The sequence below is a fragment of the Ktedonobacteraceae bacterium genome, assembly GCA_035653615.1.
GTDB lineage: Bacteria > Chloroflexota > Ktedonobacteria > Ktedonobacterales > Ktedonobacteraceae > DASRBN01.
The window spans coordinates 53,103-65,434 of the sequence record DASRBN010000012.1; the positions used below are offsets into that span (position 1 = coordinate 53,103).

The window sequence follows — 12,332 nt, forward strand, 5'->3', positions numbered from 1 at the left end:
GCCTGTAATATGCTGGTCAGAGGAGCAAGGGTAATGCAACAAGGCATGCAGGAACACGAGCGGCGCGCGGCACGTATCGAGGCACTGATTTCGGAGGTTGCGGCCTTCCCCGATCCGCATGTTCGCGCCACGACCGAGGAACTGATCCAGGCGCTCATGGACATGTACGGCGATGGGCTGGCAAGACTGCTGGAAATCACAGCGCAGAGCGAAGCATCGGGACTGGCGCTGATTGAGACGTTCGCGAACGACGAGCTGCTGAGTGCCCTGTTCATGTTGCATGGACTGCACCCCCTGGACCTCGAAACACGGGTCTTGCAGGCGCTGGACGAGGTGCGGCCCTACCTTAAATCACATGGCGGCAATGTCGAATTAGTGCATATTGAGGGCAATGTGGCACACCTGCGCCTTCAGGGCAGTTGCCATGGATGTTCATCCTCAACCATGACACTCAAAATGACTATCGAGGAGGCTATTTACAAAGCCGCTCCAGACCTTGATGGTATCCAGGTAGAGGGAGTCGTATCACCGCCGGCACGACAGGGCCTTCCTATGACATTCGTCGCTCCACGAAAACGCAAGGACAGCACGCAGGCGGCGGATCAGGGCAATGTATGGAGCATAGTAGAAGAGATCCAATCTCTTCCAGCCGGGATTCTCAAAGCGGTCACTGTGCGGGGTCAGCGCCTGCTTTTCTGCCGCGTCGACGCTACTTACTATGCTTACCATAATCACTGCGCAAACTGTAACGGGCCTCTTGAGAACGGAACATTAGCGGCAACTACCCTCACCTGTGCGAATTGTGGACGAGCATACGATATCAGCCGCGCAGGGCGATCTCTGGATGCTTCTGACCTGTTTCTCCAACCCGTCCCGTTGCTCCTGGACAACGGCAAGGTGAAAGTGGCTCTACCATCATTGTCAAAAGATGATCAATCCGAGGCTATTCTATCGACGCCCGCTAGATGAGGTAAGCAGCTATGTCATCGTCAGAGCCAACGAACAACAATGGTCAGGGCTTTGCTACCCCCTATGATGTGCTGCGGCAATTCGCGCGCAAGCGAGAAACGCAGCTGCCCGAAGAACAGTGCGAACTGTGCAGCGTCGGAATATTGCCGAAACATCGCCACCTGCTCGACCTCTCAAATCGCACGTTGGTCTGCGTCTGCCATCCGTGTTCGATTCTCTTCAGCGATTCCAGCGCGGGTGGTGGGAAATACAGACTTGTGCCTTCGCGCCACCTGTTCTTGCAGGATTTCCAGATGACGGACGAGCAATGGGATAGCCTGATGATTCCGGTAAACATGGTCTACATGTTTTATAGCTCAATAGAGAAGCACGTCGTGGCTTACTATCCCAGCCCCGCCGGAGCCATGGAATCCCTACTCAGCCTGGAGGGTTGGAACGAGCTTGTCAGGGATAATCCCATCCTGAACGAACTGGAGCCGGATGTCGAGGCGCTGCTCATCAATCGCGTGCGCAACAGGGGCGTCGAGGAGGATTATCGCGAGCATTTTATCGTCCCGATAGATACCTGTTACGAGCTGGTTGGCTTGATCCGGCTCAAATGGCGCGGTCTGAGCGGTGGGCAAGAGGTATGGCAATCAATTGCGGATTTCTTCGCGGATTTACGGGCGAAATCACGCGTTGTTGAGAGGAGCGTCTGATGCCTGATTTGAATTTCGAGGTAATCGGCGCTGAGGCACCACCCTATACCGCCATTCCAATGGTACTCTTCAAACTGCGCATCACCAACGCGAACGAGGAAGAGCAGGTACAAAATATTAATCTGAAGAGCCAGATCATGCTTGCAGTCACACTCCGCCGCTATAATGGTGATGAAAAAGCTAAACTGTATGAACTCTTCGGCGAGCCTGAGCGTTGGGGTGAAACATTGCGCGGCTTTCTATGGACGCATGTGACATCGGTGGTTCCGCGTTTCAACGGCAGCACTGTTGTCGATCTACCTGTTCCCTGCACCTACGATTTCGAAGTGGTCAGCACGAAATATTTCAACGCGCTCGAAGAGGGCGATGTTCCTCTCACCTTCCTGTTCAGCGGCACTATCTTCTACCAGGGCGAGTCCGGTAATGTGCAGATCGAACAGATTTCCTGGTCGAAGGAGGCATCCTTTCGGCTCCCGGTTGCGACCTGGAAAGCTGCAATGGAGCATCACTTCCCCAACAGCGCCTGGATTCGCATGCGCAAAGACATCTTCGACCAACTCTACCAGTATAAGATGCGCTCCGGCCTGCTCACCTGGGATGATGTACTTGAGCGCCTGCTGCGAGCAAGTAGCGAGGAGGTACAGCGATGAAGCTCGAGCAAATTCAGGAGATTGCCAACGCCGTCCTCTACGAGGGCTACCTGCTCTACCCCTACCGGCAGTCGGCCATCAAAAATCGCACCCGCTGGACGTTCGGCGTCGTCTACCCGCGCGAGTACAGCGAAGCAAATGGCGGCATCGACCCCTGGACGATGCGTACCGAATGCCTGGTCGAGGGCAGCGCGGATGAGACCGAACTGGATATTCGAGTACGATTTTTGCACCTGCTTTTACGCACGATTGTGAAGCAAGGGTCAACGACGCAGCACGCAGAGGAAAACGCGAAAGAATGGAGCCTGGCCGGACGGCTCGCGGATGAACCGTTGCAAGAGGGCATGGAGCGTGAGGTAAGCGCCCTGAACCTTCCCTTAAGCGAGGCGCTTGCCCAACCCCGGCGCGTGCCAATCGAATTTCCCACTTCGCGCATGGCCGAACATCCGGCAAGCGCACCAGGAACCGAGATTATGCGAGAGCAGCACGCCATTTCCGGTGCATTCGCCATCTCAGCGCGGCAATTAGACGCCAATCTTTTCAAACTGACCATCGAGATCGAAAACACAACGCCTGAGACTGGAATCGTGACGAGCAGGCGCGATGCGATACTATTCCAATCCTTCGTCTCCACTCATACTATTTTGCAGGTACGACAGGGCGCATTCATTTCCCTGATGGACCCGCCTGGGGATTTGCAGAGGTTCGCAAGCGAATGCCAGAATATGAGTACGTGGCCGGTGCTGGTAGGCGACGAGGGAGAACATAGCGCGATGCTCTCGTCACCCATCATTTTATACGATTATCCTCAGATTGCCCCGGAAAGTCCGGGGGCGCTGTTCGACGGCACTGAAATCGATGAAATTCTCAGTTTGCGCATTCTGACGCTGACCGATGAAGAGAAGGAACAGATGCGGCAGGATGAGCGGGCGCGCGAAATCCTGGAACGGACAGAGGCTCTGACGCCCGAGCAATTTATGAAGCTGCATGGTACCATTCGCGACCTGCGTCCCATTGGAGAGGGAGGTGAAGGATGATACGCCGCGGGGGTTGGGATTTCCCAGGCGAGGATTACCCGCCGCCAGAGTCAATAACCATTGATGGGAAGGAGATTCGCGCAGGAGATCGCGTGCGTTTACACCCAAGGAAAGGACGCGCCGATATTTTCGATCTGATGCTGGACGGCAAGACCGGGACGATTGAGGTCATCCACCAGGATTTCGAGAATCGTATCTACCTGGTCGTCACGGCGGACGATGATCCCGCGCTGGAGCAGATGCAAGCTGACAAGCGCATCTTCCCCGGTCATCTTTTCTATTTTTTCCCGGACGAGGTAGAAGTGTTGGAGGATACGCCGTGAACCATTCCCTGCCGTTAGAAGATACTTCACAGAGTGCGACCGGGCGCATCCTGATCGCCTGCATTGGCAATATCTTTCTCGGTGATGATGGCTTCGGGGTCGAGGTGGCACAGCGACTGATGGGCCGCAACTACCCGCCGCAAGTGCGTGTCGTTGATTTCGGCATCCGGGGCATCGACCTGGCGTATGCGCTGATGGATGACTATGATACACTTATTCTGGTAGACGCTGTGCCACGTGGAGGTTCGCCAGGTACGGTATATCTTATCGAGCCGGATTTATCGGGCCTGAGTTCTGAGAAAGGCGAGGAAGCGGGCAGAGTTGCGCTGGATAACCACAGCATGGACCCGGTGAAGGTACTCGCTTATGCCAGGACGCTTGGCGCCAGAGCAATTCGCACCCTGCTCGTCGGCTGCGAGCCAACCCCAATGGGCGAGGGTGAGAGCTACGAAGAAATGCAGATGGGATTGAGCGAGCCGGTACAGGCCGCCGTTGACGAAGCAGTGAAGTTGATCGATTCGCTGGTCGAGGAGTTGATTCCGGCGTAATATTACTCGTAGATGGCATCAAGGGCAACTCCGCAAGGTTGCCGGGTGAATATAGCTCATGAAATTGGCTTTTAGTCCAGGAAAGGGAAGGAAACCATGAAAGTTGTCGCTATAGCAATAGGCGTGCTGGTTGCAGCAGGTATTGGTTACTTGATCGTCCAGTCATATCCTGATATCCAGCGGTACATGAGGATACGCTCGATGTAGTGCTTTGACAAGTGTACCACTGGAAACGAGGCCGGTCATGCATGAACTCGCTATTGCCGAGAGTATCTATGATGCTGTTGTAGCCAAAGCAACCGAATGCAGCGCCACGCGGGTGAAAAGCGTACGACTGAAGATTGGCGAGGCCACCAGTATCGAGCTTGACTCGCTAACCTTCTGCTTCGAGATGATGGCCGACCTCGATCCACTTCTATCAAGGGCGCAGTTATTGATAGATACTGTGCCACATCGCGCGCGATGTCGTTATTGCGACAAAGAATTTGCGGTCAGAAACTTTATCGCTCAATGTCCGGCGTGCCAGGAATGGTCCGATGAGATTGTTTCTGGCACCGAAATGCAGATCGTAGAGATGGAGATCGACAGTGCCGAAAGTGACCATCGCTCAGAACATCCTGGCCGCTAACGATACCATTGCCCAGGAGATAAAACAGTCCCTGGCGGCACGCGGCATTCGCGTCCTCAACATCATGAGTTCGCCGGGGGCAGGGAAGACGACGTTGCTTGAGCGCACTATCGAGCGGCTGCGCGGGCAATTGAGCATCGGCGTGATCGAGGGCGATATCGAGACCAGCGCCGACGCCGAGCGCATCGAGGCATGGGGCGCCGAGACGGTACAGATCAACACGCAAGGCGCGTGCCACCTGGAAGCGCATATGATCCGTGACGCGCTGCAACAGGTGGACCTGGAACGCATCGAACTGCTCATCATTGAGAATATCGGAAACCTGGTCTGCCCGGCCGATTGGAACCTGGGAGAGGATATACGCGTGGTGGTCGTCAGTACCAGCGAAGGCGATGATAAGCCGGCCAAGTACCCGCAGATGTTCGCTGCCTCGCAGATTCTGATCGTCAATAAAATCGACTTACTGCCCTATGTGGATTATAACGTCGAAAAGGTCAAAAGGCAGGCGCTCGCTATCAATCCACACCTGCGGATATTCGAGATGAGCTGCCGGACAGGTGAAGGGCTGGATGCGTGGTGCGATTGGTTACTATCATTTGCGCGTTCTGGCAAATAATTGGCTGGTAGGGCCGATCATGAATGTTCACAACAGATTACGGTAACGGGTGCGGGCCGATGAATCGGCAGTGGGCGCGATCAATCGGCCCCTACAAAGGTGTTATCTATGACATCGACAATAGGATCGACAATCCAGCGCAGGCGTATTCTCATTCATGGCATCGTGCAGGGCGTGGGTTTCCGACCTTTCGTGTATGGACAGGCCCAGCGCCGCGGATTGGCCGGCTTTGTCTTGAACGATAGCAACGGTGTGACCATCGAGGTCGAGGGGCCAGCAGAATCGCTTGATGCCTTCGAGTGGGCGCTGCGCCAGGAACCACCACCCCTGGCCCGCATCGATTCGCTTATCTCGCATGAGATGGCGCCTCGAAATGAAACGAACTTCAGGATAGCGCACAGCCATGCTGGTACGGAACGCAATGCGCTCATCTCTCCTGATACCGCGACCTGCGATGATTGCCTGCGCGAGCTCTTCGACCCCAATGATCGCCGTTTCCGCTATCCATTCATCAACTGCACCAACTGCGGCCCGCGTTTCACCATTGTGCAGGATGTACCATATGATCGAGAAAAGACGACCATGCGTGTCTTCGCCATGTGTCCGGCCTGCCGGCAGGAATACGAAGACCCGCTGAACCGGCGCTTCCACGCGCAACCGAACGCCTGCCCCGTCTGCGGCCCCCAGGTGAAACTGGTCAATTGGAACACTGATGCTCCTATCCATACCGGAAATGCTTCAGCACTGACGGAAGCAGCACACTATCTCGCCGGTGGCGCAATTCTCGCCATCAAGGGATTGGGCGGCTATCACCTGGCCTGTGACGCCATGAACGTTGAGGCAGTGCAGCGACTACGGCAACTGAAGCACCGTGAGGCCAAGCCTTTCGCGCTCATGGTGCCTGACCTGGAAACTGCCCGGCAACTGTGTTTCATCAACGATGCCGAAGCGCGACTGCTACAATCCCACAAACGCCCCATCGTCCTGCTGAATGCCCGCAGGGGCCATTTGATCGCGCCCGCCGTCGCCCCGGCCTACAACACGCTCGGCATCATGCTGCCCTACACGCCGCTGCATCACCTGCTGTTGCACGATTTTGCCGCGTGTATAGGCCAGGGACGCCCGGCAGTGTTGGTCATGACGAGTGGAAACCTGAGCGACGAGCCGATTGCCTACCAGGACGAAGACGCGCAGGAGCGGCTATCAACCATTGCCGATGGAATGTTAACCCATAACCGGGCTATCCACATGCGCTGCGATGATTCCGTTGTGCGCGTGACGACTGCCGGAGAACAACTTTTCCGTCGTTCTCGCGGCTACGCACCCGAACCGGTATCCTTATCGTTCCACCTGCCAATGCCAATTCTGGCATGCGGTGGACATCTCAAAAACACCTTTTGCCTGGGCAAGGGGCGACAGGCATTCCCCAGCCATCATATCGGCGATCTGGAGAATCTCGAAACCCTGACTTCTTTCAAAGAGGGTATTGAACATTTCCAGCGCCTGTTCGATATCCAGCCACAGGCAATCGCCTACGACCTGCATCCCGAATACCTGGCGACCAAGTATGCCCTTGATAGCGCTATTCCGCACAAAATTGGCGTTCAGCACCATCACGCCCATATCGCCAGCGTGCTGGCGGAACACGGGCTGCAAGGGCCGGTCATCGGGGTCGCCGCCGATGGGACAGGCTACGGGACAGACGGAGCTGTCTGGGGCTGCGAGATTATGAGCGCCGACCTGAGCAGCTTTGAACGCCTGGCGCATCTCGCTTATGTAGCGCTGCCCGGCGGCGAGCAGGCCGTTCGCCAGCCCTGGCGCGTGGCAGCAACTTACCTTCAGCAGGCATATGGGGATGAATTCCTGAAGTTGAATATCCCATTTGTGCAAAGACTTGATCGCTCAAAGTGGCGCACGCTATCGCAGATGGCCGCGCGCGGTATCAACAGCCCACCTACTTCCAGCCTTGGACGGTTGTTCGACGCCGTCGCTGCCTTGCTTGGGCTGCCTGCAGGAGCGGGTGTCGAACCCTACACGGGAACCTTACTCTACGAGGGTCAGGCAGCTATCGAACTTGAAATCGCCGCGCAGTTCGTCGGCTCCGAAGCAATTGAGGATACGCCGGGCATCTATCCCTTTACGCTCAAAATGCGCGATGCGAAGGCAACACTATTGGATGTGACGCCAATGATTCGCGCCATTGTCAGCGATATCCAGCAGGGCAAACCTGCATCATTAATAGCCAGTTGTTTCCATCGTTCCATCTCCGCGTTGCTGGCAGCGACCTGCGCCGGAGTACGCGCCCACACGGGCATAAACATCGTCGCGCTCAGTGGGGGCGTATTCCAGAACAGGTTGCTGCTCGAGCAACTGGTGGCACGCCTGAAGGAGATGGGTTTTCAGATCTACATCAACCGGCTCGTACCACCAAATGACGGCGGATTAAGTCTCGGTCAACTGGCGGTCGCCGCTGCACAACTGGAACACTCGAAAACGTAACCACGCGGCTTCGCCGCGTAGGGGCCGGTTCACCGCGCCCACCGCCGATTTATCGGCCCACGCCGGTGCAGCTATAATCCAACGGCAACCATAGCCGTCCATACAAAGGAGGCAGTCATGTGCTTAGGTATTCCGGGCAAAATTATCGACATCGTAGATGATGAAAATTCGATTGCGAAGGTCGATGTATCTGGCGTCAAGCGCAACGTAAGCATTGCGCTGGTGCGTCCAGATGGTATCGCACCAGGAGATTGGGTCTTGATTCACGTCGGCTTCGCTATGAGCAAGATCGACGAAAACGAGGCACACGAAACGATGAAAGCCTTGCAACTGCTGGGCGAAACCTATACTGACGAACTGCAAATGCTGCACTCGAGTCAGATCGAATGACGCAATTGAGATGGTGAATGGAGATTGAGATGGCAAGGTCCGACCTGGTGGAAGTTGTTACCGCTCGCTTCGAGCAAAGCATGACCGTACCCGAAGCATTTTTTACGGCAGAAGCGGAACGGATTGCCGAGGCTTGCTGGGCAATGGCACGCCGTTTTCACGCGGGCGGGCGGTTGCTGGCTTTCGGCAACGGCGCGGGAGCAACAGATGCACAGCACGTCTCGGTCGAGTTTGTGCATCCCGTCATCGTCGGCAAACGAGCATTGCCTGCTATCGCGCTGACCAACGACAGCGCGACCCTGAGCGGACTGATGGCCGGTGGAGACGCTGAAATGCCTTTTGTGCGCCAGCTTCAGGTATTGGCACGCCCGCAGGATATAGCAATGGGCTTTTCACCTGGTGGCACCTGTGCTAATGTTGTCGCGGCACTGCGATTGGCCAGGCAGATGGGCCTGCTGACAGTTGGTCTGGCAGGAGCCGGTGGGGGCCAGATGCGGCAAACGGAAATGGATTTTTGCTTCCTCGTCCACTCGCAGGACGCAATGGTAATCCAGGAAACACATGAGACACTCTACCATGTCCTCTGGGAGTTGGTACATATTTTCTTTGAACACGAGGGGTTGTTGACATGAGCGATGACAATACAATTGTAAGGATGGGGGAAGTGGAGACAAGCGGCGGGGACCCTGGTGGTCGCCCTCAGATACGCCTGGATCGGAGCTTCATGATTGATGGCGGCATGTATTGCATTCCTGATGAGGATGGTCATTGCACGACATGCTCGGACGAGGCATTACAGGCAAAAGTCTTGCGCATCGACGAGGAGACCGGCCTGGCGCTGGTGGAAATGATGACGGAGGAGCCACGAACAGAGGAGGTCGATATCAGCCTGGTTGAGAATGTCGTGCCGGGCGATTTGTTGCTGGTCCATGGCGGAGTGGCAATTGGGAATGCCGATATGGTCTAGAAGAGATAAACAATGAGCGACTCGGAGGGTTCTGAATACGACCGGCTATTTTATCCTTTCCTTTTTGAGGGAGGTAAATCTAGTAAAGAGGATGTGCTTGCGCAGGTACGCCATTCGACACTGGAAAAGTGCCGCGAGGTGATTGAGCTGCGACGCGCAACCCTGGAGCATTCTGGCGAGCGCATCGTTGCCGCGGCTGAGGCGATGGCGAGCGCTTTTGCGCGTGGAGCTACGCTGCTGGCCTTCGGTAATGGCGGAAGCACCACCGACGCTCAGGACCTGGTGACAGAACTGCTCAATCCGCCTTTTCCTGACTGGTCGCCGCTGCCGGCCATCGCGCTGACCAACGATATCGCCGTAGTGACAGCAGTGGCAAATGATGTCGGCTTCGACAATGTCTACGCGCGCCAGGTGATTGCTTTCGGCAGGCCGGGAGATATCGCGCTCGGCATCTCGACGAGTGGCAATTCGACGAATGTGCTGGTTGCGCTCGAACAGGCCAAAAAGCAGGGACTTATGACGGTAGGATTGACCGGTTACGACGGCGGCAAAATGATGCGTTCCAGAGTAGTCGATTTTTGCATCAATTCGCCGGGAGACCATATTCCGCGTATTCAGGAGGCGCAGGCAACGGCCTATCACGCGCTCCTGGAGGTGATCCATGTTCTCTTGAAGGAAGGGAAAACCAGATGAGCATGAAGTATGTTGACGAGTACCGAGATCCAGAACTGGCCAAACGCATCGCCGCCGAGATCGCGAGGATGAGCGAAGCTCGACCCCTCAAGTTCATGGAGGTCTGCGGCGGCCACACGCACACCATCTACAAACACGGGATCGAGGACGTATTGCCGCATAATATTGACCTGGTGCATGGGCCGGGCTGTCCCGTCTGTGTCCTGCCCATGGGCCGCATCGATGACGCCATCGCCATTGCTCGTATGGACAATGTCATCTTCACTACCTTTGGCGATATGATGCGCGTGCCGGGTTCAAAAGGCAGCCTGCTCGATGCCAAGGCCGAGGGAGCCGATGTGCGCTTCGTCTATTCGCCGCTTGATGCCTATAAGCTGGCCCGCCAGAATCCGGACCGCCAGGTAGTCTTCTTTGCCATCGGCTTTGAGACCACCGCGCCCTCAACTGCCGTAACCCTGCTGCGAGCGAAGGCTGAGGGACTCAAGAATTTTTCCGTCTTCTGCAATCATGTCACCATCATCCCGGCAATGAAGGCCATCCTTGACTCGCCCGACCTGCGGCTGGATGGCTTTATCGGCGCGGGGCATGTCAGCATGGTCATCGGCATGCGACCCTACAATTTTGTTGCGCGCGACCACCACAAACCGGTCGTGATCGCCGGCTTCGAGCCGCTCGATATCATCCAGGCTGTGTATATGCTTGTGAAGCAGATCAACGAGGGGCGAGCCGAGGTCGAGAACCAGTATTCGCGCGTCGTGCGACCGGAAGGGAATGTCAAGGCGCTAGAGGCAATGGCGCGTACCATGGAATTGCGGCCATTCTTCGAGTGGCGCGGCCTCGGTTTTATCACGCACAGCGCGCTGAAGCTGCGTCCAGAATTTGCCGATTGGGATGCCGAACTGCGCTTTGAGGTGCCGGGACTGCGTGTGGCCGATCCCAAGGCCTGCCAGTGCGGCGAGGTACTCAAGGGAGTCATCAAGCCGTGGGAGTGCAAGGTATTCGGAACCGCCTGCACGCCGGAGACGCCTATCGGCACCTGCATGGTTTCGCCAGAGGGTGCCTGTGCCGCGTACTTCAACTATGGGCGGTTCTCTATGGCCGCTGAACGCACGCGGCTGAAAGTTCTTCCAACGACAAATTAACACTCCTCTGGAGGCAAGTATGGATACATCAAGGCCGGATAACTCGGAGCGCATCGACGATGTGCTGAAGAAGATTGAGCGCACGCGGCAGGCACGCAGGCATAAGTTCTACCTGCGCGACGAGAAGATCAATCTCAGTCACGGCAGCGGTGGTAAGGCCACGCATAACCTGATCGAAGGCGTCTTCGCACCCGCCTTCTCGAATCCGCTGCTGGACTCTATGGACGATGCGGCAACATTCGGCATCGATGGTACGGGGCAGCGCCTGGCATTCACCACCGATACATACGTGGTAAGCCCGCTCTTCTTTCCCGGCGGCGATATCGGCAAACTGGCGGTCCATGGCACCATCAACGATCTGGCAATGGCGGGCGCGCAACCACTCTATCTTTCCGCAGGCTTTATCCTGGAAGAAGGATTCCCCATCACCGAGCTGCGCCGCGTCGTGGCCTCGATGGCAAAGGCGGCAGCGGATGCCGGTGTAGCCATTGTCACGGGTGATACGAAGGTGGTGCAGCGCGGCAAGGCGGACGGCCTGTTCATCAACACGGCGGGTGTTGGACTTATTCGTGCCGCCTGGCCCATGGGGCAGGCCCAGGTGCAGCCGGGAGACAAAGTGTTGTTGAGCGGCCCGGTTGGCGATCACGGCATCGCCATCATGCTGGCACGCGAGGCGCTGGACATTGAGACCGACGTGGTAAGCGATACGGCTCCCCTGCATACAATGGTGGCCGCTATTCTAGAGGCGGCAGGGGATGCAGTTCATTGCATGAAAGACCCCACGCGCGGCGGCGTAGCGACGACATTGAACGAGATCGCCATCGGCTCGGAAGTTTCCATCGGTCTTGACGAACAGGCTATCCCCGTCCGTGCGGAAGTGCGCGGGGCCTGCGAAATTCTCGGCCTCGATCCGCTCACCATCGCCAACGAGGGCAAGATGCTGGCTATTGTTTCTGCTGAGAAAGCGGAGGCCGCGCTGGAAGCCATGCGCTCGCACCCGCTGGGACAGGAGGCCGCGATTATCGGCTCTGTACAATCCGAGCCGCCAGGAATCGTTTTCTTGCGCACGGACATTGGGGGCATGAGAGTTTTGGATATGCTGGTGGGGGATCCGCTGCCGAGGATATGCTGAAGATGAACCCTGTATCATTGAAGTGAACAGGTCAAATTCA

Annotated in this window: 15 protein-coding genes; all 15 read left to right on the forward strand. The window is 56.5% G+C overall.

The features are described 5' to 3' along the window. The first annotated feature begins 33 nt into the window (after positions 1-33). The 15 genes from VFA09_06420 to hypE all read left to right on the forward strand — a co-directional run bounded on the left by VFA09_06420 (position 34) and on the right by hypE (position 12,292). Positions 34-969 carry a NifU family protein gene (locus tag VFA09_06420; GenBank protein HZU66895.1) on the forward strand — a complete coding sequence of 312 codons (936 nt, stop codon included), beginning with the start codon at positions 34-36 and terminating at the stop codon, positions 967-969. A gap of 11 nt (positions 970-980) precedes the next feature. Next, entirely contained in the window at positions 981-1,667 is a 687-nt protein-coding gene (locus tag VFA09_06425) for a DUF5947 family protein (GenBank protein HZU66896.1), read from the forward strand. After that, on the forward strand, positions 1,667-2,317 hold the full coding sequence (locus tag VFA09_06430; GenBank protein HZU66897.1) for a DUF6084 family protein: 651 nt from the start codon (positions 1,667-1,669) through the stop codon (positions 2,315-2,317). The genes VFA09_06425 and VFA09_06430 overlap by 1 nt, the downstream gene beginning before the upstream one ends. Beyond that, complete coding sequence (locus tag VFA09_06435) at positions 2,314-3,354, forward strand: hypothetical protein (protein ID HZU66898.1); 1,041 nt, start codon at positions 2,314-2,316, stop codon at positions 3,352-3,354. The genes VFA09_06430 and VFA09_06435 overlap by 4 nt, the downstream gene beginning before the upstream one ends. Continuing rightward, positions 3,351-3,677, forward strand: a complete 327-nt coding sequence (locus VFA09_06440; GenBank protein HZU66899.1) for a hypothetical protein — start codon at positions 3,351-3,353, stop codon at positions 3,675-3,677. Before VFA09_06435 ends, VFA09_06440 begins: the two co-directional genes overlap by 4 nt. Next, on the forward strand, positions 3,674-4,225 hold the full coding sequence (locus VFA09_06445) for a hydrogenase maturation protease (GenBank protein ID HZU66900.1): 552 nt from the start codon (positions 3,674-3,676) through the stop codon (positions 4,223-4,225). Before VFA09_06440 ends, VFA09_06445 begins: the two co-directional genes overlap by 4 nt. Before the next feature lie 244 nt (positions 4,226-4,469). Continuing rightward, positions 4,470-4,853 (forward strand): hydrogenase maturation nickel metallochaperone HypA, encoded by a 384-nt coding sequence (locus tag VFA09_06450; protein HZU66901.1) that lies wholly within the window; start codon positions 4,470-4,472, stop codon positions 4,851-4,853. Then, positions 4,813-5,469: a hydrogenase nickel incorporation protein HypB gene (gene hypB / locus VFA09_06455; GenBank protein ID HZU66902.1), complete on the forward strand. Its 657-nt coding sequence runs from the start codon at positions 4,813-4,815 to the stop codon at positions 5,467-5,469. The genes VFA09_06450 and hypB overlap by 41 nt, the downstream gene beginning before the upstream one ends. A gap of 108 nt (positions 5,470-5,577) precedes the next feature. After that, positions 5,578-7,968 carry a carbamoyltransferase HypF gene (gene hypF, locus VFA09_06460; GenBank protein ID HZU66903.1) on the forward strand — a complete coding sequence of 797 codons (2,391 nt, stop codon included), beginning with the start codon at positions 5,578-5,580 and terminating at the stop codon, positions 7,966-7,968. Positions 7,969-8,085: 117 nt separating this feature from the next. Next, complete coding sequence (locus VFA09_06465; protein ID HZU66904.1) at positions 8,086-8,358, forward strand: HypC/HybG/HupF family hydrogenase formation chaperone; 273 nt, start codon at positions 8,086-8,088, stop codon at positions 8,356-8,358. Positions 8,359-8,387: 29 nt separating this feature from the next. Then, complete coding sequence (locus VFA09_06470) at positions 8,388-8,990, forward strand: SIS domain-containing protein (GenBank protein HZU66905.1); 603 nt, start codon at positions 8,388-8,390, stop codon at positions 8,988-8,990. After that, positions 8,987-9,325: a HypC/HybG/HupF family hydrogenase formation chaperone gene (locus VFA09_06475; GenBank protein HZU66906.1), complete on the forward strand. Its 339-nt coding sequence runs from the start codon at positions 8,987-8,989 to the stop codon at positions 9,323-9,325. Before VFA09_06470 ends, VFA09_06475 begins: the two co-directional genes overlap by 4 nt. Before the next feature lie 12 nt (positions 9,326-9,337). Beyond that, positions 9,338-10,018, forward strand: a complete 681-nt coding sequence (locus tag VFA09_06480; GenBank protein ID HZU66907.1) for an SIS domain-containing protein — start codon at positions 9,338-9,340, stop codon at positions 10,016-10,018. After that, on the forward strand, positions 10,015-11,160 hold the full coding sequence (hypD, locus tag VFA09_06485) for a hydrogenase formation protein HypD (protein ID HZU66908.1): 1,146 nt from the start codon (positions 10,015-10,017) through the stop codon (positions 11,158-11,160). The genes VFA09_06480 and hypD overlap by 4 nt, the downstream gene beginning before the upstream one ends. A gap of 19 nt (positions 11,161-11,179) precedes the next feature. After that, on the forward strand, positions 11,180-12,292 hold the full coding sequence (hypE, locus tag VFA09_06490; protein HZU66909.1) for a hydrogenase expression/formation protein HypE: 1,113 nt from the start codon (positions 11,180-11,182) through the stop codon (positions 12,290-12,292). Positions 12,293-12,332 lie beyond the last annotated feature (40 nt).

Bases quoted from the DNA above. Each gene is read 5' to 3' on its own strand.
- VFA09_06450 (HZU66901.1), top strand. From the start codon at position 4,470: ATGCATGAACTCGCTATTGCCGAGAGTATCTATGATGCTGTTGTAGCC.
- VFA09_06435 (HZU66898.1), top strand. From the start codon at position 2,314: ATGAAGCTCGAGCAAATTCAGGAGATTGCCAACGCCGTCCTCTACGAG.
- VFA09_06430 (HZU66897.1), top strand. From the start codon at position 1,667: ATGCCTGATTTGAATTTCGAGGTAATCGGCGCTGAGGCACCACCCTAT.
- VFA09_06480 (HZU66907.1), top strand. From the start codon at position 9,338: ATGAGCGACTCGGAGGGTTCTGAATACGACCGGCTATTTTATCCTTTC.
- VFA09_06440 (HZU66899.1), top strand. From the start codon at position 3,351: ATGATACGCCGCGGGGGTTGGGATTTCCCAGGCGAGGATTACCCGCCG.
- hypF (HZU66903.1), top strand. From the start codon at position 5,578: ATGACATCGACAATAGGATCGACAATCCAGCGCAGGCGTATTCTCATT.
- VFA09_06420 (HZU66895.1), top strand. From the start codon at position 34: ATGCAACAAGGCATGCAGGAACACGAGCGGCGCGCGGCACGTATCGAG.
- VFA09_06475 (HZU66906.1), top strand. From the start codon at position 8,987: ATGAGCGATGACAATACAATTGTAAGGATGGGGGAAGTGGAGACAAGC.
- VFA09_06470 (HZU66905.1), top strand. From the start codon at position 8,388: ATGGCAAGGTCCGACCTGGTGGAAGTTGTTACCGCTCGCTTCGAGCAA.
- VFA09_06465 (HZU66904.1), top strand. From the start codon at position 8,086: ATGTGCTTAGGTATTCCGGGCAAAATTATCGACATCGTAGATGATGAA.
- hypE (HZU66909.1), top strand. From the start codon at position 11,180: ATGGATACATCAAGGCCGGATAACTCGGAGCGCATCGACGATGTGCTG.
- hypD (HZU66908.1), top strand. From the start codon at position 10,015: ATGAGCATGAAGTATGTTGACGAGTACCGAGATCCAGAACTGGCCAAA.
- VFA09_06425 (HZU66896.1), top strand. From the start codon at position 981: ATGTCATCGTCAGAGCCAACGAACAACAATGGTCAGGGCTTTGCTACC.